This is a genomic window from Gordonia sp. B8661-1, assembly GCF_059427765.1.
In genome coordinates this window covers 1-17876 of sequence record NZ_JCAHRL010000014.1, presented here as the reverse complement: position 1 = coordinate 17876, position 17876 = coordinate 1, and the positions used below count along the sequence as shown (strand labels likewise).

The following is a 17876-nucleotide window of genomic DNA, read 5'->3' as shown; positions in this document are numbered from 1 at the left end:
CTCTGTCCGGCTAGGGCGCAGGCCGTCAACGAGGCTCACCAAGTCGTGCGAGTTCATGTCTCCAGGCAGTCTCTGTGTTGAATGCTCCTCCGAGGTCGGGCAGTTCGGCCATATCGGCGTCGGGCAGGTCGACGAGGTGCCCACCAGCCGAAGTCACTTGCAGTGCCAACCCGGACAGGCCGTCCACGCTGATGGCCTGGAGAACTGCTTGCTCGACGGTTTCGGCCGCGCTGGTGAGGCCGTGGCCCCGCAGCACAACAACGGGCCTTGTTCCCATAGCATCGGCCATTTCGGTGGCGAGCCGACGGTCGCGGATGAGTACTCCGCGGGGATAGACGGGCACCCCGTTGGCGGCGAGGCGGGCTCCGGGAATGTCGTACGCCCCTACGATGGGGCGTACTGCAAGCCCTGCCAGGTCGGCGGCAACCACTCGCGGGGGATGGGCGTGAACGACAGCCCGGATGTCTGGGCGGCGCCGGAAGAGCTCGGTGTGCAGCGGCAGTTCGTTGGGGACCGTGTACCCGTCCGCGAGCTCGCCGTCGGCGGCGGGATTGCCGTCGAGGTCCACCATGCGGATGTCTTCGGCTTGCGTATACGCCAGTCCGCGTTCGTACGGGCCGCGACAGCGCACCAGCAATGTGCTGTCGGTAATTTTCAGGCTGATGTGACCCAAGATTCCATCTGCAAGGCCCCGATGGGCCAAGACCCGGCAGGCGAGGGCGATACGTTCCCGGGTGACGCTCTCGGTCTGGGGCAGCAAGTTCCCGGGTGTCATGACGCCCTCCTCGCCGGTGGCTCCAACTGGGGTTCGAGCTTGGCGCGCAGATCCTGCACCGTGATGCCCCTGGCCATGCCCAGACGGCAGGCAATGAGGGCTTTGGGCCAGTTCACGATGGCTGCGCCCCGGACGGTGGTGCCGTCGATGGTGTAGAGGGCGGCGAACTTGCCGTGGACCTGCGGGTGTCCGATGAGGACGTGGTCGACATTGCCTCCGACGCGTCCCACGACCTGGATCTTCCAGTCGTGCTGGTCGCTCCACACGTATTCAATGGGCGTGTAGGCGCGCGGCTGTTCCGGATGGATGATGTTGTAGGCCACGCATGCGGCCTGTTCCACCGCGTTAGTCCAGTGCTCGGTCCTGACGTCCTCGCCGTGCTTCTGGTGGCGCCAGCGGGCTACGTCGCCGACGGCGTACACGTTCGCAGCGTCGAGGGCTTGACAGTACTCGTTGAGCACGACCCCGTTGTCCACCAGCAGGCCAGATGCGCTGAGCCAGGAGTCATTGGGGATGACGCCAATACCGATCAGCACGGTGGCCGCCTGAACGCTCTCACCGTTGGTCAGGTGGAGGGAGAAGTTGCCCTCCTCGCCTTCGATAGCTTCCACTCCGGTGCCGAACATGGTGTTGACCCCGTTGTCCTGGTGAAGGTCTGCGAACCACTGGCCGATCTCAGGGTTAAAGAGGCGGCTCATGGGCACGGGCACCGGGTCGATGACGGTGACCTCCAATCCCAGGCCGCGGGCGGTGGCTGCCGCTTCGGCGCCGATGAACCCTGCCCCGATGACGGCCAGCGCCCCACCCCGGAGAAGGTCCCCACGTAGTTCGCGGGCGTCCTCAAGGGTGCGCAGCACGTGAATCCCTGGAGACTGGCCCCAGGGAGAGGGCCGGGGTGATGCTCCGGTGGCAATGACGAGGTTGTCGTAATGAAGGGGGTCATGCCCTTCAAGCTTCAGCAGGTTCTCGGCGACGTCTAAACCGACAGCGCGGTGTCCCAGCAGGAGTTGGATGTCCTCGGCATCGGCCTGCTCCTGTGTCAGCAGCCGGATAGAGTCCTCGTCGGCGGATCCCGCAAGAACGGATTTCGACAATGGCGGCTTATCGTAGGGAAGTTCGGTCTCTTCTCCCACGAGGATGATCTCCCCCTTATAGCCTTCCAGCCGGAGGGACTGCGCGGTGCGCACCCCGGCAATGGAGGACCCGACGACGACGACGGTGCCCGGGCTCATGCGTCCTCTACCACCAGTGCGGAGACCGGGCAGCTGCGCGCGGCTTCGGTGACGCGGGCGCGGTCGGCTTCGGGGACTTCGGTCTGGAGCAGCACGACGATCCCGTCGTCGTCCAGGTCGAAGTAGTCAGAGGCTCCGACGACGCAGTTCGCGTACCCCTGACAGGCCTGCAGATCGGCTTTTACAACGGGCATGGTCGAACTCCTTAGCTTGAGACGGTGGTGCTCTGGCGGTTGGGGTGTTTATTCGTCTTCGGCCACGAGCGGCCCGAAAGGGTGGCCGATCATGGCCGAGAACGTGGCCGGGGCCTGCCAGGTCAGGGACTCCAGTTCCAGCGGGCAGAGCGTTACCCACTGGCCCGAACGAGGAGATTGAATCATCAGCCGCGAACCGTTGCGGGTCTCGATGCGGGTGACCTGGACCTCCGAGAACTCGTTAGCGATCACGATCGGCTTGCCGGTGACGTGCTCTTCGAGCCGGCGGCGTTCCTCGGTGGCCTGGATCGCCGCGAGGCGGTCTTCCTCCTCGCCTTCCCATTCCAGTTTCACAGGAAGATCGCCAGGTTCTGCATGCGGATGACCGACTCGTCGACCATGATGGTGCGACGGGCCAGCTCCCACCCGGACCCGGATGAGGTACGGCGGAGGAGATCCTCGCGTCCTGCCGAGACAGTGGAGGACTCCCCGACGTCACCACGGCTGCGGAAGAGAAGAACCGCCGAGTCCACGATGATCTCTTGCGGGTCGGGGGTGCGGAAGGTGCGCACGTTGGTGATGTAGTGGCGCAGCCGCGACGGCGGATCTTCGGTCCACGCGTGCTCGGTGGCGAAGCGTGCCACGCGGCGACTGAGCGAGTACTTGTTCTCGTCCCAGTGCGCCATCCCCGGTGAGGTGGAGTATCCGGCGCCCAGGGCAGTGGTGACGCGGACGGGCATGAGATAGTGCACGTCATCGGCGATCCGGGAGAGCCACTCGTCGTAGTCCTGGGCGTCCAACAGGTACGCCTCATCGACCAGCCAACGATGCGCCTCCAGGTGAAGTTCATCGTTGAAAGGCAGGGTCTGCCCCGTCCGCTGAGTACGCGGGGCGTGGGCTCCCAGCGCCGATTGTTCGGACAGCGTCAAGTTCTCGTTCTCGTGTGCCGTTCCAACACTCATGATCAGACCTCCTCGTGAAGGGTTGCTGCGGGCGCGGTCTCTGCGCTGCCGCAGGCCGGGCGGGCGGGCCCCGATCCGGCGGCCGGTGGCGCTTGCACCGGGTCCGAGCCCACGTGCACCTGCGCTGCGGCTTCTACCGGACGTTCGAGGTGATCGGCCCACCGGCGCAACAACTCCCGCTGGTTGTACTCGCTGTAGCCGACACGGGTGGCGCCGGGTCCCGAGTATTCCTCGGGGGACAGGGCCTCGACGACGTTCTCGCCGTTCTCGAGCATGCCCATCCGGCTGTTGAGCAGCAGACGCCGTGCCATGGAGCCGGCGGCAGTATTGGTGAGGGACACCCAGTTCTCGACGTCGTCCTGCTCGAACATGCCGCCACTGCCGAAGCACATGAGATACGCCTTGTAGGAAAGCGCTTTGTACTCCTCCGGCGCGTTCTTGTCGACGGCGAACCACGAGAGGACTTCCGTCTCGTTCTCGCTGATCGGCTGCCACACGCGGATGGAAATGAAGGGGAGCACCTCGTCGGAGCCCTCTTCGACCCGCGGCCAGTTATGGACGAAGCTCATGTTCGGGAACAGTGAGGCCGCCGAGATCATGAACCCGTCCTTGCCGACCACGTCGAGCTGCTCCTGGGTCCACTGCTCCTTCATCCGGGCGATCATCTCGTCCGGGTAGCCCACGTAGCGCAGGCGCTCCTCCAGGCCACCTTCGGGCAGCTTGTAAGTGGTGCCGCCACCGTTGCCAGCCCAGTACGTGGTGCCGTCCTTGCGCTTCTCCGCCTTGGGCTCGCGGAAGAGGCCGATCTCCACCACCGAGGTGTGGGTCTGGGGCGTGTGGTACATGTCCCCGGCGAAGTTCTCGGCCCCGATCTTCCAGTTCGCCTTGACCCGCCAACGCTGAGGGCCACGCAGCTCGATGCCGTCCGCGCTCTGCTTCGTGTAGTAGTCCAGGTAGAACTTGAAGTCCCCCAGGAACTCCTCCAGGGGCTCGGCATCCGGGTCCATGCTGATGAAGATCAGACCGTTGTACGTGGCCAGCGAGGGAGCAGGCAACAGGGTCTGGCCCTTCTTCTTGAAGCCTTCCTCCCCGCCGTATGCCTCCTTGTGAAACGGCAGGCCAACGAGGCGCCCGTCGTTGCGGTAAGACCAACCGTGGTACGGGCAACGGAAGTGGGAGGCATTGCCCATCTCCGCCCGGCACACCTGCATGCCCCGGTGGAGGCACATGTTGAACAGGGCCCGGACCTCGCCCTGTTCGTCCCGAGAGATAATGAACGAGTCCTCGAGGACCCTGCGGACCACGTAGTCACCAGCCTCGGGGACCTCCGACTCGTGGGCGACGAACAGCCAGCTGCGGCTGAAGAGACGTTCCTTCTCGAGTTCGAAGAGCTCTTTGTCGTTGTAGATATGTGCAGGGATCATGCCCCGCCGTACGTCCTCGAGGACGCCGTGATGGTCTGCCATGGGAGAGCTCCTTCTCGATCATCGATCAGTCAGTCTGCAGAGCAGAGGTCCACTCTGTCGTGAAGAGGTTTCCGCATTTTGTGATCTACGTCAACCCCTCCCACTCTTCGTGCCAGGTACGGGTGGGTGCGGCAAGGGTCAGTGGCCGTTCTCGGGGGAGTCGGAGTCGCGGGCGGCGTTCTCTCCGCGGTCCAGCCTCGCCAGGGCGGCCATTTCCTCGGCAGTCAGGGAGAAATCGAACACCGAGATGTTCTCGACCAGCCATGCGGGTTTGGCGGCCTGCGGGATCGGGACGATTCCTTGCTGGACGTGCCAGCGGAGCAGAACCTGCGCCGGACTCTTTGCTGTCCGTTGCGCGATCTGCACCACGATGGGGTGGTCGCGCAGTCCCGATTCGCGACCAATAGGGCTCCAGGCTTCGGTGATGATGCCCAGGTCCTGGTGCACTGCCCGCGGGGGTAGCCGTGCGAGATCGGGGCTGAGCTGGATCTGGTTCACGTCGGGAACCACGCCGGTCGCGGCAATGACCTTCTCCAGATGGTCCGGCTTGAAATTGGAGACACCGATCGCTTTGACACGGCCTTCGTCCAAGAGCTTGACGAGGCCTCTCCATGCCTCGGTGTACTGGTCCAAGGCCGGCACGGGCCAGTGGCACATGAACATGTCCAGGTAGTCCAGGCCCAAGGCTTGGAGACTACGGTCGTAGGCCCGCTGCACACCGTCGACGCTGTGGGACTCCTTGTTGAACTTGCTGGAGACGAACAACTCTTCACGCGCAACGCCTGCCGTGCGGACACCGCGTCCCACCGCGTCTTCATTGCGGTACTGGAACGCGGTGTCGACGAGCCGGTAGCCGCTTCGAATGGCGTAGCGGACGGCCGTTTCGCACTCTTCCCCCACTAGTGGCCAGGTGCCCAGACCTAGATGCGGAATGCTATGCCCGTGCCTCAGGTGGAGCCTCGGGACCGTTGCGGGGTCATTGCTTGGATGGGTTTCCGTCGTCATGGATATCCTCTCGTCAAAATGTTTCCTGTCGCCGGAGGCAAGCAGCGCGAGCTTCAGGTCTTTGCCGGTCAGTCGACATCTTTGTTGGACCTCCAGGGGGTTGCGGCCGGGGTGATGATGAGCAGGCCCGCGGCCATCCTTATGCTCAGCCCGAACGTTCCGTTCGAGCTGCGAACCGATCGTCTCGATGCGTCGTGGCAGACGCCTCAGCTGTCCACCGATGACCTGGAGTTGCACGCGGCCGTCGGCGAACATCTCCCTTGAGTCCATCGCCAGACGTATGAAATGAGGAGTTCGAGCAAGGGCCCGATCGACCAAGTCGTAGTCGGCAACGAGCTGGCACAGCGTTCCCTCGAGTGACACGAAGGAAACGACTGGCGTTCTCCTCCGCTGTTGGGGACGTCGGGTCGGCTGAAATAATGGCCGGGACGATACGGTGGCGAGTCAGAGCGCCGTGATCCACCGCGCGATCTCGTCAGCGAGCTCGTCGCTATTGTCTTCGACCATCAGCGAGTGGCCGTTCCCAGCGAGAACAGGCAGTTCGGACGACCAGAAGGTGACGGCGGCGCCCTGATCGGTGAGCCAGGCCACGATGTCCTGATCCAGCTGCGAGGGGTGGTCGGTATCGGCTCCACCCGTGAAGACGAGAATCGGCTTGTTCGTGAACGCGTCGGTCGGCCCGATCCTCATTTGGCTCCCACCGATGTTCTGACGCTGATAAAGCATCCGGGCCGGGATCGGCCGAAGGGTGCGGCGGAACACCTCGATGCACTCGCGGGGGAACCGCCGGCTGGGTCCGATGGCCTTGTCGTTCACGAAGGCGCTTGTGGGTTCCCAGAAACCCATCTTCGGGATGGTCCAGTCGATGGCCGCTCCACGGATGGAGACCTCCTGGTCGGACTCCCTCACGATCTCGGGCACCGCCTGTATATTTCCAGGCGGGCCCGGAGCGACGGCTACGAGCCCGTCGATGAGATCGCCATGCGTCTCTAGGAGGCGGAAGCCAATCGGACCTGCCATCGAGTGCACGACCAGCACGACGTTCCGGCCGAGACCAGAGAGGAACACGCCCATCCCTCGGCACACGCTCTCATAGTCCAGCCGCGCAGACGCCGCACGATCATCGACGTGTTGGGCCGCCTCATAGGACAACCCCAGCCAGTCCACCACCAGCACACCGTAGCCATGCGATACCAATCGTGCCGCCCAGCCCTGTCGGCCGTCGGGCGTCTCGAGATAGCACTCCTTCGAGACACCACCCCCGTGCACGAGGACGATCCACCGAGCAGGCGCACCCGACGGCGCCAGTTCGGTGTACGAGATCGGCGCGACGTCGTCTGGGTAGGCAATGACGGCGTCGAGGGCCCGTGCGAGCCTCTCCGGATGCGTGAGCATCACCATATGGCTTCCGTCGATCTCGATCGTGCGCGGACTATCAAGCCGCCCGGCCGCGGCCTGGTAGATCTCAGCGGGAACGGCCTGGTCCTGAGCGAGGAACACATAACTTGACGGGATGCTGCTCGCCCAGAACCGGTCGAGGCGGATCGGCTCATAGAACCAGCCTGCCGGCGTTGGGACGAGCCTCGGCTCGACCGCGGCGAGCTGCTCCGGGGTCGCGTCCTGCATAAACGACGCGGCCCAGAGCTCAGGCGGCATGACGACGGTGTTGTCGTCGGACTGACTCGCAAGCGCCTTCACCGCTGCGACCAACGGATCGGGGAGCACGTCGTTAATGGTCTCGCCGTCGCGCAGCACCCAGGCGTCGACGAAGACGACCCGGCCGATGCGCTCGGGCATCGCCTCAGCGACGAGTTGGATGAGCGGACCTCCGCCGCTATGACCGACGAGCACGATGTCGAGCTGGGTGAGCTCTCTTACCTGATCGATCAGATCGCGCGCCATCATGCTCATCGTGACGCCGGAGCGGTCCACGTCACCGTCTTCGAGACCGCGCAGCGTCGGCGCGATCACCTCGTGCCCCATTCTGCGCAATTCGTCGGCGACGCCGTCCCACGCCCAGCCGCCTACCCATCCGCCGTGCACCAGTACGATCTGCATTGATCATCCTCTTCGCATATTTATCTGCTGAGCAGAACTTGTTCCTAACTAGAAGACACAATAGCGGCTCTTCGCATCTGAGTGTGGGTGAGGGCGACACGCCGGCGCGGCCGTAGAGAGGCAAGCGGGTCGAGGCCCTGAAGGATTGGTAGTTCCTACACTTCCCGTCCGAAGGGGCCTCGACCCATGCCTGAGCCTATCGGGTGCTGCCGGTCTGTCACCGGCACCGCGCCCGCGTCCCATTGTCCGCGTTGCGATCTTCTCGTCGGTCTCGACTGCGTACACGTCCTTGATGTGCGCCGGTTCGGCGAACACCTGGAAGTGACCGTCGAATCCGAACCGGGCCCGGTCGGATGCCCCGACTGCGGCGCCGTCGGCATCGGACACGGCCGGCAGACGGTGCGGCTGGTCGATATCCCCTCGTTCGGCCGCCCTGTCACGGTCTGCTGGCGCAAGCGGCGATTCGTCTGCCCCGGCGGGGTGTGCGAGCGCACCACGTTCGTCGAGGACGTGCCGGGGCTCGCCTCTGCCCGGCATGCCACCACCGCCCGCGTGGTGGACTGGGCGATCGAACAACTACGCCGCGAGCACGCCACCGTCAACGGCCTCGCCCGCCGGCTCGGCACCGCCTGGCACACCGTGTGGACGCCCGTCAGGGCCGCGCTACAGGCCCGCGCTGACGACCCGGCCCGCTTCGATGGCGTTCGCACTCTCGGCGTCGACGAACACCTCTGGCACCACGTATCGCGGCGCAGGCGCGGGCCGAAGGAACTGACCGGGATGGTCGATCTGACCCGCGACCGGGACGGGAAAGTGCAGGCCAGACTGCTCGATCTCGTGCCGGGCCGGTCCGGGGCGGTGCTGGCTGAATGGCTCAACGATCGCGGCGAGGACTTCACCGACGGTGTGGAGATCGCCGCCCTGGATCCGTTCCACGGCTACAAGAGGGCCATCGATGACGAACTCGACGATGCCACCGCGGTGCTCGACGCATTCCATGTCGTCAAGCTCGGCCTCAGTGCCGTCGACGAAGTCCGCCGCCGACTGCAACAGCAGATCTGCGGCCACCGCGGACGCAAAGGCGACCCGCTCTACGGGATCCGCACGATCATCCGCTGCGATCCTGCCCGGCTCACCGACCGGCAGTGGCAGCGATTCGACAGTGCATTGGCCGCCGACCAGCGGCACGAGGAGTTGTTCATCGCCTGGCAGATCGCCCACGAGCTCCGAGAGGCCTACCACCACACCGACCTGCGGGCAGGACGGGCGGCCGCCGAGAAGGTTCTCGCGGCCTTGCCGACTTGTCCGATCCCGGAGATCGCCCGCCTGGGGCGGACGCTGCGCAGATGGAAGGACGCCTTCCTGGCCTACTGGACTACCGACCGCTCCAACAACGGCGGCACCGAAGCCGTCAACGGCCTGATCGAACTCCACCGCCGCCTCGCCCGCGGCTACCGCAACCGCGACAACTACCGTCTCCGGATGCTCTTGATCGCTGGCGGACTACAGATGTGACCCACACTCAGATACGAAGAGCCACAATAGCTTGCGCGGCGCCAACAGTCCAGCATGGCTCGAGCTCTCTTCAGAACGCGCCGAACGACCCCTGCACCAGGTCGCAGGGGAAAGAGACGACGAGCCTTCAGGAGGTCAGGTCGGCCAGACGTACGGCTGCCTCATCGAGGAGTGCGACGAGGGTCTTCACCTTGCGGGGAGGCAAGCGGAACACCGGGGCAGATGCGTTGATCGCCAACCGCAGCCCGCTCGCCGAGGGAACGGCCACGGCCACCGAGGCCACGCCCTCCTCGCTCTCCTCCCGGTTCGTTGCATAGCCCTGCTTCGCGACAAGATCCAGTTGTGCGAGGAGCTCGGTCTTGGTACGGATCGACTGCGGAGTCACCTGTGAGAGTTGCTCGTCGGGGTAGAGACGGTCCAATTGTTCTCGCGGGAGCTGCGCCAGGAGAACCTTTCCCGTGGAGGTGCAATGGGCCGGCATCTCCTTGCCCAACCGTGAAGCGACTCGCACCGCCGTCGTCGGTTCCGCGACCGGGGTCGTGCCCGACGTGAACCAGATCCAGCTCAGCCCCGACATCGCCCGTACCGTTCCTCGACGCGCGCACGAGGTGCTCGGTATCGTGACCGAGAGCTGGAGCCCGCTCGGCCGCGGGCCCGAGCTGCGGGAGAACCCGACGATCGTGCAGATCGCGGCGGACGTCGGACGAACGGCGGCACAGGTGGTGCTCCGCTGGCACGTGCAGCAGGGCCTCGTGCCGGTGCCGAGATCGTCAGACCCCAAACGCCTGGTCGAGAACCTCTCGGTCTTCGACTTCCGCCTTAGCACCGACCAGATGGCCACGCTTGCGTCCCTCGACAACGGCGAAGCCGCCGCGCGGGACTCTGACCTGCCCGAGAACGGTCATTAGTCCACCAAGAACACCAAAATCGTCACCGATCTGGTAAATTCAGCGCGCTCTGGAGACGCAGCAGAACGCCTCGCGCGGCTCCTGGACATTCGACTACACGCAGGACCGGCTCTCCGCCATCATGCGCTGCACACACGACCGCTGCCTCGAGACCGCCGACGAATACGGCTCGCCAGGCTTGCCCGGTGGACTTCGGCGACTGCGCGAAGCAACTGACCGGCGGCGAAGGTGATGGCTCGAACGTAGGCGCGATCTGCCTTGCTCGCCTCACCTTCGGCTCGCTCGACAGCCGCGTCCAAACCATCGCGAAGTCGCGTGCACTGCAGATGGCGGCGAGGGAGAGAGTAAGTTCTGCAGTGTGCCCGATCGGGAACAGGGGGTGGGCTTTAGTACCCCTGCCCGAATTCGCGAAGTCTGGGCCACAGATCGCCGCCGACGACGCCGAAGACCCCTACGTCCGCCAGCATGCCGCCGAAGCCCTGCTTGAGATCAACGAAGACCGGAAAGTCAACGGCCGCTACCTCGCCGTCAAGACCCGACAGAACCTCGCCCGCCTCACCGACTTCGCCGAACACACCCGTCGGTTTCCCTGCCTCTTCCGCCTCGATCAACGCCACCTGTGCACCCCTATCAGCGGGAGCGAGGGTCTCGGGAAGCTTCTCAAGCCGACGGGCAACTCGCTCGGCAGTGCTTGCGAATCGGCGGTACGGACGACCCAACTGTTCGCTCGTGTTGGGGTCCTGGCCGTGCCCCATGAGACGGCGGAGCTGCTCCTCGCTGACCTCACCACCGGGTTCGACGGCGCCAGAAATGTACGCGAGACCCGATCCGAGCCATGAGCCCGGCGGCGTGCTGTTCAGTCGTTCAGCCGGTGGAGCCAGTAGCCGGGTTCGCGGCGCTCGTGGGCGTAGGCGAGGATCAGGATCGTGTCCGGCTCCACCGTGTAGACGATGCGGTACGGGTATCCGCGAACGGCCTTGCTGCGGATCACGGTGCCATCGTCAGCGGTCGTGAATGGTGGGGCGGCGTTCGGCCATTGGTCGAGGTCTTTCCGGGCTTGCCTTGCTCGGTCGATGAGCGCAAGGCCGATCCCTGGCTCCTGGTCTTCGTACCAGCGCACGGCGGCGTCGAACTCCGCGACGGCCTCGGGGTGCTCTCGCTGGGCCAAGGTCATGCGGTGAGCAAGGCGCGCAAACGCTCGTAGTGCTCGTCGGCATCCACCAGATCGACCGCACCCTCACGCACCTCGGCCAGTCGCCGGGTAGCCTCGGCACGCCAGGCTGCATCGACCTCGCTCTCGTCGTCTGCATCATGGAGGCTTTCGAGCAGGGCGTTAGCGACGACCGCGCGCTGATCGGCGTCGAGCGCGAGGCCGTCTCGGATCAGAGTTGCGGTGTCGGGTGTCATGTATTCAAGTGTACGTCGAACGGCCGACAATCGCGCTGGGCGTCTGTGGCTCGGGTTGCGGGGCTGCTGTGAACGTCACGCCGACGCGACGTGCTGCTGATGCTCATAGGCCGCGTGCTGGCCCGTCATGTCGCGGGTCGTTGCGCCGCGGGTCGCGTTCGGTCGGCTCGCGGAGTTGCCGTTCGCGTTCGGCGAGTGCTTGCTGCCTTGCTTCGTGCTCGGCGCGGGTGGTTTCGATCCGTGCGGCGGCGTCGCGGATCGGTAGCGCGCGGAGGTAGTCGGCCTCGGCTCGGAGCGCGGTGGCTTGCTGGTGCGCCTGTCCTGCTTGCTGTGCTGGGTTCGGCAGTCGCATCCCGACCCGGTGGCGCATCACCGCCTGCGGCCCGTACTCGCTGACCAGCAACGCCCGGCGTTCCTGCTCGTGCCGCTGCCGCAACTCGTCACGGTCGGCTCGCGCGGCCTCGACGTGCTGGGCGGCGTCGATCACGCGGGGATCGGCCTCGGCGCGACGCTCGGCCTGTCGTGCCGCCCACTCGGGCAGGGTGTCGGTGGTGCGGGGTGGTTCGCCCCATGTTTCGCGCACCCGTGCCCGAACCGTCCGGGTGTGCTCGCTCGTCTGGCGGTGCTCCGCGCGGGCCTTGCGCCTGCCGAGCCTGCCGACGGTGGCGAGTCGGCTGCTTGCGGCGGCCTCGCGCTCGACAGCATCGAGATAGGTGGTGCCGTCTGCCTCGGCCTGCACCGTCAACGGTTCCGCGATTTCGGCACGGATGCGCGCCGCCTCGTCCTCGGCGTGGCGGAGCACGTCGGCGTGCTCGTCGTCCTCGGTCTTGTGTGTTGCGCGCTGGGCGTCGAACCTGGCAGCGGTCTGCTCCCAGCGTTCCGCCGCACGTTCGGCTCGTTCGGCTTCGGCGGTGAGGCGGGCGAGTTCTTCGGTGATGAGCTGCACGGGGCCATCGCTGACGAGGCCTTGCACGGCGTCGATGGCTTGGGCGGTGGCGTGGTCGAGGCCACGGTCTGCCGGGTCGCGTTCCATCGCCTCAACGAACCGCGCCCGCGCATCCGCCATATCAGCGGCGACGACGTGGAGTTGGTTCTGTTGGCGGCCTCTCGTCATGCCGACGTAGACGCCTGCCGCGCTCGTCGCCTCCGACAAGGCCGTGTGGGAGGCATCGACGGTTGCGCCTTGGACGCCGTAGGCGGTCGCGGCATACGACAGGTGCGCCCACTCGCTCACGTACTCGGCGGGGAGGGCGACGGTGCGGCTGTGCTTGCCTCCGCCGCTGACTTCGCGGGCGTAGACGCTGCCCTCGTCGGTCACATGCTGCACGATCCATTGCTGCCGGTTTGCCACGCCGAGGTCGCTGCTGTTCTTCCGGGTCTGGATCAGGTCGCCAGCGCCGATGCTCAGCCCGTCGCTGCCGGTCGTCGTCATAGTGTCGTCGACCTCGCCGCGCTCGACCCGCCCGGCGCGGATGTGCTCGTTCAGCTCGGTGGCCTCGTCGTTGGTGGCGACGGTGATCGCTTCGCCGTCGTGGGCGTGGGCGGTGATGTGCTCGCGGGCCGCTTCCTCGTCGGCATGCAAGGTCACGAGGCCCATCGTGGCGAGTCGGTCGAACACGTCGCCGGGGTGCTCCCGGTCACGCATGACCAACGTCAACGCCGCATACTCGGCATCGGTGAACCTGTGGAGTTCGGTCATGTCGTAGGTACGGCCACGAATCTGGGCGGCCATGTCGAGCACCCCGCCGCGCCCGACCGCCGGGAGCTGCGCCCGGTCGCCCACGAACGCGACCGACGCGCCTGCCTCGGCGGTGACGGTCAGCAGAGCGAGGGCGGTGTCCTGGTCGAGCATCCCCGCTTCGTCCACGATCACCCGCTCACCCCGCGACAGCACGGCGTCGTTTGGTGGGCCGGTGTAGATGTTCCCGGTTGCAGGGTCGGTGTCGCCGGGTGCGAGGCGTGTCCATACGCCGTCCTCGTTCCACCGCCACCCATGCGCATACACGAGCGCCGCGACGGAGGTTGCGGGCACGCCGAGTTCTTCGTGGGCGACCTGCGCCGCACGCAACGTCGGCGCAACCACCCGCGAGGATCGCCCGTGCTCGGCTGCAACCTCGATGGCGACGCCGAGCATGGTGGTCTTGCCTGCGCCCGCCGCGCCCTCGACAATCACGAGCGGGTTGGTCGAGGCGACGGCAGCGGCGGCCACGGTCTGCCCGGTGTCGAGTCCGGCGGCTTGCGCAGCGTCGGTCACGTCGGGGTGCTTCGGCTCCCGTTCCGGCGTCGCGGCGGTGAGTTGGTCGCGGAGTGCGGTCTCGGCGGCGACGACGCCAAGGCTGGTGAGGTGGGCGACGTGCTCGGGTTGCACCATGCCCGGCGGCAGCACCGAGAAACAATCCGAGGCGGCGAGTCCGGTGGCGAGGTCGATGAACTCGCGCAACTCCGCCGGGGTCGCTTGCACGCCTGCCTCGGTGGTGATGCGGGTGACGTGCTCTCGCACGGTGTGCGGTGTCCAGGTCGATGCAGCCGCCGCGCAGCGATCCAGCGCACGACTGGCGACCTGTTGCACGCTGAGGTCATCCAGCGATGCCGGCGCAACGGTGTCGGGGTGCTGCAAGCTCTCGGGGTGGTAGCCGGCGTCTCGGAGTTCCTGCTGCCACCACTGCTCGTTCTTCAAGTCCGCCGGTTTCTTGCCGGGCCGCTGGAACGCCCACGCCGCGTCCTGCATCCGAGCGGTCAACACCGGGCCGGGCGTCTCGCCGGGATGCTTCGCTTGCCACTCGGCCTCCATGCGTTCCAGGTTGCGTCTGATCTGCGCCGACCGCTTCGACATGACGGCGTTGAACGGCTCCAACTCCACAACCTCACCGCTTACGGGGTCGAGGGTCAGGCCATGCTCGGAGAGCGTGGCGGCGAGCTGGGGGTGCGCGGCGATCACCGCCGTACCGAGAGCACGGATCGCGCCCTGCTGCTGGAACAACGCCGCCGTGGTCAGCGCCCGCCACTTCCCGCCCGCCCACACCCTCGTGCCAATCTGGAAATGGATATGCCGGTGCGGATCACCCGCACGACTCGTCTTGTGCGTGATCGCGACGGTCTGCATGTGCTCGACCGGCAGCACCTCCTGCGCGCCGCGCGGCCCCGCCAACGTGACCGAATGCTGACCAAGGAAGTGCTGAATCTCCCGCGCCGCATCCCGCTGCGTCGCGTCCAACGCCTCGGACACGTCCGGGTGGAGTGCGGCGGCGACCGACAGGCTCTTCGGCGCGTTGATCGTCATCTCCGCGAACAACGGCGACCCCCGACGCACCTTGCCCGGCTTGCGCGGGGTACCCATCGACTCCCCGGTGTCCGGGTTCACCCAATCGACCCAGGCTTCGTACTCATCCGCCGACAGCGACCGAGCAGCGGTGACCTCGCCGGTCGCGTCGATCACGGCGTACTCGGCCACGGCCTGGTCTGCGCCGAGGTAGTACTCGTCAGCGCGGGAGCGGTCGGCCTCGACATAGGCGCGCGCGGCAGCACCGCTGCCGTGGAACAGCTTCACTCCACCCTTCACTCTGGCCTCCCTCACGAGTCGTCTCGTGAGAGAGGTGCGCACTACGGCCCCGCCGTAAAATACGTGCCTCACTGAGATAGGGGGCAGATGACTGATGGAGCCGAGCGTCAGCGCGAGAGCGTCGCACAGAGTGTCGCTGGCAAGAGTTGGCGTCACAAAGTTCGAGGGAACTTTCGGAGTTCGGTTCGATGAAGTGACTAGTCTTCTCGGCGAACTTCGTGACCTGATTACTGCCCGATGAGTCTTCGGGCAGCGGTGACGACGGAGGCACGGCGGCGTGCGTGTTCGGCGTCGCTCTCGGCTCCGGTGATCATGCGGGCGACCTGCGGTACCGCTGACCACCATCCGGCGAGTGAGAGCACGAGGAACATCAGGTGGTCGGCGTCGAGGTCGCTCGTTACTGTGCCCTTGGCCTGTCCGTCGGTCATGGCGGCGACTTTGTATCCGTAGTATTCGCGCCGCTCGGCCTCGTCGGGTACTTCGGTGTCGAAGACGAGCCCTTCCCAGCGCATGAGCCTGCCGAGTTCGGGGTGCTCGCGGTGGTAGTCGTAGACGCGCCCGGCGTAGTCGCCCACGTCCTCGGTTGCGAATGATTCGACGGGCACGTCGCGGGCTACCTTCGCCAGTTCCTCGCGCAGTACGGTGGCGAAAAGTCTGTCCTTGCCCCCGAAGTGCGTGTAGACGCGCTCCTTGTTCACCCCGGCGGCCTTGGCGATGCGCTCGATGGTCGTGCCGTGCGGCCCGTGCGCGGCGAACTCGGCCACCGCCGCGTCGAGGATGCGGCGCTTCCTGCCCTCAACATCCCAGCCCATCGTTCCCACCTCCCGTCTCGTGCGGTAAACCCAACGCTCACGTTGCGTCTTCGCGGTTAGCCTACTACAGTCAAATCCAACGGAAACGTTGGATTTGGAGTGGTGGTGTCTGCGAACTCGACGGAACAGATAGCGGGAGCAGGCGAGGCGCGCGAGCACCCGGCAGGGAACGGCGTGGTCGTGCTGCTCGTGGTCACGGCGCTGCTGGTGCTCACGCAGTTGTACGCGGCAATCCCGCTGATCGCCCCGATCGGTGCGGAACTCGGCTCTGATGTGACGTTCGCGCTCTCGACGGTGTTCAGCGTGTGCTATGCGGTCGGGTTCCTGATCTGGGGGCCGTTGGCCGATCAGTACGGGCGGAAGCGGATCATGCTCATCGGCCTGGTGTATCTCACCGTCGCGACCATCGCCTGCGGCTTCGCCTCCACGGTGCCGATGCTTGCTGCGCTGCGCGGGGTGCAGGGGGTGATGGCGTCGAGTTTCGCGCCGGTTGCGCTCGCGTATCTGGCCGAAGCGACCCCGCTGAAGCGTCGGGCAACGGCGATCGGGGCCATGTCGACGGCATTCCTCGTTGCCGGGATCGCAGGCCAAGTACTCGCCTCCGCGCTCAGCCTGACGTTGGGCTGGCAGTGGGTGTTCATCCTCTCCGGCATCATGCTCGGCCTCGGCATGATCGGCGTCGCCGTGCTCGTCACCGAGCCGCACAGTCGCAGAGACGATGCGAGCCTGGTGCGTCGCTTCGCCGTAGTCGGGAGGGTCGCCACACGCCCCTCGGTGCTGCTACTGAGCCTCGCGCACCTAACGCTGCTGTTGTCGTTCGTCGGCATGTACACCGGCCTCGGCCCGCACCTGACCGACCTCTGCCTGGACTCATCGCAGGTGATCTGGCTCCGCCTCGTCGGGCTGCCGGGCATGTTCGCCTCCCTCTTCGCGGGCGCTATTGCGAAGCGTCTCGGCGGCGCGGGGGTTGCACGTGCCGGGTTCGCCCTCGCCGCGATTGGGCTGCTGATCGAAGCCGCACTCTCGGCATCCCTCGCGGGCACGGCGCTGGCGAGTCTCGTGTGAGTCACTGGGGTCGCGCTCGCGGTGCCCGCGATGATCACCCTGTTCGGCGAGACCGCCGCCCCGAACCGGGCCGGTGGGATGGCGCTCAACGGATTCGTGCTGTTCCTCGGTGCCAGCGTCGGCCCACTCACTGCCTACCTGGGCTTGGACTTCCCGATCCTGCTCGTCAGTCTCGCCGCGCTCATGGTGCTCGCCGTCGCCAGCCTCACCGGGTTCGCCCGACTCACCCGCACGCCCGCTTCGGAGGTACCTGTATGACTCGCATCCTGATTCTCGGCGCGACCGGGCGCACCGGAGCCGCCATCCTCGCTCATCTCCCCGCAGGCATCGAGGCGACCGCTGCGCTGCGCGATCCGGCAGACACCACGCGGCTCGCCAAGACTGCTGCATCGCTGACCTCCACGGTCGTGAACATCGCTGAGAACGCCAGTCTCACGCAAGCAATGCACGGCATCGACGTCGTCATGAACGCGATCCGACTGCGTGAGGACATCGCCCCGACCGAACTCGTGGCCGTACATGATCGACTCATCGAGGCAAGCACCAAGGCCAACGGCGCTCCGGCCCGGATCGTCACGGTCGGCGGAGCAGGAGCACTCCGACTCCCTGGAGACAGACGGTTCTGGCAAGACCCCCGGTTCCCAGAACCCACACTGCCGCGCGGGAGAGCACACGCCATGCTGCGCGACCACCTCGAAGCGGGCAACGCAGGATCAGAATGGGCGTATCTGATCCCGCCGCCCGTCTACGAACCGGAGGGGCCGACGACAGCACGCTGGGAACGAGTCTCCCCTTCCACAGACGAGACTGCGTTCACCCGACAAGCGATCAGTTATGCCGACTTCGGAGCGGCGGGACTGGTGCACGGTTAGGTGACATCTGATCTGGCTTGCCCCGGGAGGGCGGCCTGGAAGGATG

The 17876-nt window shown here is 66.2% G+C and carries 20 protein-coding genes; 6 read left to right on the top strand and 14 right to left on the bottom strand.

What is annotated here, in order from left to right; genetic code table 11:
• Window positions 1-25 precede the first annotated feature (25 nt).
• The 8 genes from phtC to AC4JJG_RS20350 form a co-directional block, all read right to left on the bottom strand.
• The gene (gene phtC / locus AC4JJG_RS20385) at window positions 26-775 is read right to left on the bottom strand and encodes a 3,4-dihydroxyphthalate decarboxylase (RefSeq protein ID WP_219130569.1); all 750 of its coding nucleotides are present in this window, start codon (window positions 773-775) and stop codon (window positions 26-28) included.
• On the bottom strand, window positions 772-2007 hold the full coding sequence (locus tag AC4JJG_RS20380; protein ID WP_219130568.1) for an NAD(P)/FAD-dependent oxidoreductase: 1236 nt from the start codon (window positions 2005-2007) through the stop codon (window positions 772-774). The genes phtC and AC4JJG_RS20380 overlap by 4 nt, the downstream gene beginning before the upstream one ends.
• Complete coding sequence (locus AC4JJG_RS20375) at window positions 2004-2201, bottom strand: ferredoxin (protein ID WP_006897055.1); 198 nt, start codon at window positions 2199-2201, stop codon at window positions 2004-2006. The genes AC4JJG_RS20380 and AC4JJG_RS20375 overlap by 4 nt, the downstream gene beginning before the upstream one ends.
• A gap of 48 nt (window positions 2202-2249) precedes the next feature.
• Window positions 2250-2555: a hypothetical protein gene (locus AC4JJG_RS20370; protein ID WP_006897056.1), complete on the bottom strand. Its 306-nt coding sequence runs from the start codon at window positions 2553-2555 to the stop codon at window positions 2250-2252.
• Complete coding sequence (locus tag AC4JJG_RS20365) at window positions 2552-3163, bottom strand: 3-phenylpropionate/cinnamic acid dioxygenase subunit beta (RefSeq protein WP_006897057.1); 612 nt, start codon at window positions 3161-3163, stop codon at window positions 2552-2554. The genes AC4JJG_RS20370 and AC4JJG_RS20365 overlap by 4 nt, the downstream gene beginning before the upstream one ends.
• A 2-nt stretch (window positions 3164-3165) precedes the next feature.
• A complete protein-coding gene (locus AC4JJG_RS20360) occupies window positions 3166-4629 on the bottom strand; it encodes an aromatic ring-hydroxylating dioxygenase subunit alpha (RefSeq protein WP_219130567.1) in 1464 nt (487 codons plus the stop codon).
• Window positions 4630-4767: 138 nt separating this feature from the next.
• A complete protein-coding gene (locus tag AC4JJG_RS20355) occupies window positions 4768-5889 on the bottom strand; it encodes an aldo/keto reductase (protein ID WP_495405822.1) in 1122 nt (373 codons plus the stop codon).
• 189 nt (window positions 5890-6078) lie between these two features.
• Entirely contained in the window at window positions 6079-7692 is a 1614-nt protein-coding gene (locus AC4JJG_RS20350) for an alpha/beta hydrolase (RefSeq protein ID WP_495405821.1), read from the bottom strand.
• A gap of 321 nt (window positions 7693-8013) precedes the next feature.
• Here AC4JJG_RS20350 and AC4JJG_RS20345 point away from each other — a divergent pair, with 321 nt between their 5' ends.
• The gene (locus AC4JJG_RS20345; protein ID WP_495405820.1) at window positions 8014-9207 is read left to right on the top strand and encodes an ISL3 family transposase; all 1194 of its coding nucleotides are present in this window, start codon (window positions 8014-8016) and stop codon (window positions 9205-9207) included.
• A 127-nt stretch (window positions 9208-9334) separates the two neighbouring features.
• On the opposite strand, the gene AC4JJG_RS20340 is transcribed toward AC4JJG_RS20345, so the two are convergent.
• The gene (locus AC4JJG_RS20340; protein WP_229382131.1) at window positions 9335-9688 is read right to left on the bottom strand and encodes an IclR family transcriptional regulator; all 354 of its coding nucleotides are present in this window, start codon (window positions 9686-9688) and stop codon (window positions 9335-9337) included.
• On the opposite strand from AC4JJG_RS20340, the gene AC4JJG_RS20335 reads away from it, so the two are divergent.
• Both AC4JJG_RS20335 and AC4JJG_RS20330 read left to right on the top strand, forming a co-directional pair.
• Window positions 9666-10115: an aldo/keto reductase gene (locus tag AC4JJG_RS20335; protein ID WP_024476682.1), complete on the top strand. Its 450-nt coding sequence runs from the start codon at window positions 9666-9668 to the stop codon at window positions 10113-10115. The genes AC4JJG_RS20340 and AC4JJG_RS20335 overlap by 23 nt on opposite strands.
• A gap of 37 nt (window positions 10116-10152) precedes the next feature.
• Window positions 10153-10347, top strand: a complete 195-nt coding sequence (locus AC4JJG_RS20330) for a hypothetical protein (protein WP_120298671.1) — start codon at window positions 10153-10155, stop codon at window positions 10345-10347.
• Between the two features lie 154 nt (window positions 10348-10501).
• On the opposite strand, the gene AC4JJG_RS20325 is transcribed toward AC4JJG_RS20330, so the two are convergent.
• The 5 genes from AC4JJG_RS20325 to AC4JJG_RS20305 form a co-directional block, all read right to left on the bottom strand.
• Window positions 10502-10927 carry a hypothetical protein gene (locus AC4JJG_RS20325; protein WP_231734932.1) on the bottom strand — a complete coding sequence of 142 codons (426 nt, stop codon included), beginning with the start codon at window positions 10925-10927 and terminating at the stop codon, window positions 10502-10504.
• 44 nt (window positions 10928-10971) lie between these two features.
• Window positions 10972-11289, bottom strand: a complete 318-nt coding sequence (locus AC4JJG_RS20320) for a type II toxin-antitoxin system RelE/ParE family toxin (protein ID WP_024476684.1) — start codon at window positions 11287-11289, stop codon at window positions 10972-10974.
• A complete protein-coding gene (locus AC4JJG_RS20315) occupies window positions 11286-11522 on the bottom strand; it encodes an addiction module protein (protein WP_024476685.1) in 237 nt (78 codons plus the stop codon). The genes AC4JJG_RS20320 and AC4JJG_RS20315 overlap by 4 nt, the downstream gene beginning before the upstream one ends.
• Window positions 11523-11625: 103 nt before the next feature.
• The gene (gene mobF, locus AC4JJG_RS20310; protein ID WP_024476686.1) at window positions 11626-15081 is read right to left on the bottom strand and encodes a MobF family relaxase; all 3456 of its coding nucleotides are present in this window, start codon (window positions 15079-15081) and stop codon (window positions 11626-11628) included.
• Between the two features lie 227 nt (window positions 15082-15308).
• The gene (locus tag AC4JJG_RS20305) at window positions 15309-15893 is read right to left on the bottom strand and encodes a TetR/AcrR family transcriptional regulator (protein ID WP_024476687.1); all 585 of its coding nucleotides are present in this window, start codon (window positions 15891-15893) and stop codon (window positions 15309-15311) included.
• 174 nt (window positions 15894-16067) lie between these two features.
• Here AC4JJG_RS20305 and AC4JJG_RS20300 point away from each other — a divergent pair, with 174 nt between their 5' ends.
• The 3 genes from AC4JJG_RS20300 to AC4JJG_RS20290 are packed head-to-tail and all read left to right on the top strand — an operon-like array spanning window position 16068 to window position 17830.
• Entirely contained in the window at window positions 16068-16958 is an 891-nt protein-coding gene (locus AC4JJG_RS20300; protein WP_197425748.1) for an MFS transporter, read from the top strand.
• Between the two features lie 30 nt (window positions 16959-16988).
• Entirely contained in the window at window positions 16989-17216 is a 228-nt protein-coding gene (locus AC4JJG_RS20295) for a hypothetical protein (RefSeq protein ID WP_197425747.1), read from the top strand.
• On the top strand, window positions 17213-17830 hold the full coding sequence (locus AC4JJG_RS20290; RefSeq protein ID WP_495405819.1) for an NAD(P)-dependent oxidoreductase: 618 nt from the start codon (window positions 17213-17215) through the stop codon (window positions 17828-17830). Before AC4JJG_RS20295 ends, AC4JJG_RS20290 begins: the two co-directional genes overlap by 4 nt.
• Window positions 17831-17876: the final 46 nt, after the last annotated feature.

Bases quoted from the DNA above. Each gene is read 5' to 3' on its own strand.
- AC4JJG_RS20320 (WP_024476684.1), bottom strand. From the start codon at position 11,289: ATGACCTTGGCCCAGCGAGAGCACCCCGAGGCCGTCGCGGAGTTCGAC.
- AC4JJG_RS20315 (WP_024476685.1), bottom strand. From the start codon at position 11,522: ATGACACCCGACACCGCAACTCTGATCCGAGACGGCCTCGCGCTCGAC.
- AC4JJG_RS20350 (WP_495405821.1), bottom strand. From the start codon at position 7,692: ATGCAGATCGTACTGGTGCACGGCGGATGGGTAGGCGGCTGGGCGTGG.
- AC4JJG_RS20360 (WP_219130567.1), bottom strand. From the start codon at position 4,629: ATGGCAGACCATCACGGCGTCCTCGAGGACGTACGGCGGGGCATGATC.
- AC4JJG_RS20290 (WP_495405819.1), top strand. From the start codon at position 17,213: ATGACTCGCATCCTGATTCTCGGCGCGACCGGGCGCACCGGAGCCGCC.
- AC4JJG_RS20295 (WP_197425747.1), top strand. From the start codon at position 16,989: ATGATCACCCTGTTCGGCGAGACCGCCGCCCCGAACCGGGCCGGTGGG.
- AC4JJG_RS20365 (WP_006897057.1), bottom strand. From the start codon at position 3,163: ATGAGTGTTGGAACGGCACACGAGAACGAGAACTTGACGCTGTCCGAA.
- AC4JJG_RS20305 (WP_024476687.1), bottom strand. From the start codon at position 15,893: ATGGGCTGGGATGTTGAGGGCAGGAAGCGCCGCATCCTCGACGCGGCG.
- phtC (WP_219130569.1), bottom strand. From the start codon at position 775: ATGACACCCGGGAACTTGCTGCCCCAGACCGAGAGCGTCACCCGGGAA.
- AC4JJG_RS20380 (WP_219130568.1), bottom strand. From the start codon at position 2,007: ATGAGCCCGGGCACCGTCGTCGTCGTCGGGTCCTCCATTGCCGGGGTG.
- AC4JJG_RS20375 (WP_006897055.1), bottom strand. From the start codon at position 2,201: ATGCCCGTTGTAAAAGCCGATCTGCAGGCCTGTCAGGGGTACGCGAAC.
- AC4JJG_RS20340 (WP_229382131.1), bottom strand. From the start codon at position 9,688: ATGCCGGCCCATTGCACCTCCACGGGAAAGGTTCTCCTGGCGCAGCTC.
- AC4JJG_RS20355 (WP_495405822.1), bottom strand. From the start codon at position 5,889: ATGTTCGCCGACGGCCGCGTGCAACTCCAGGTCATCGGTGGACAGCTG.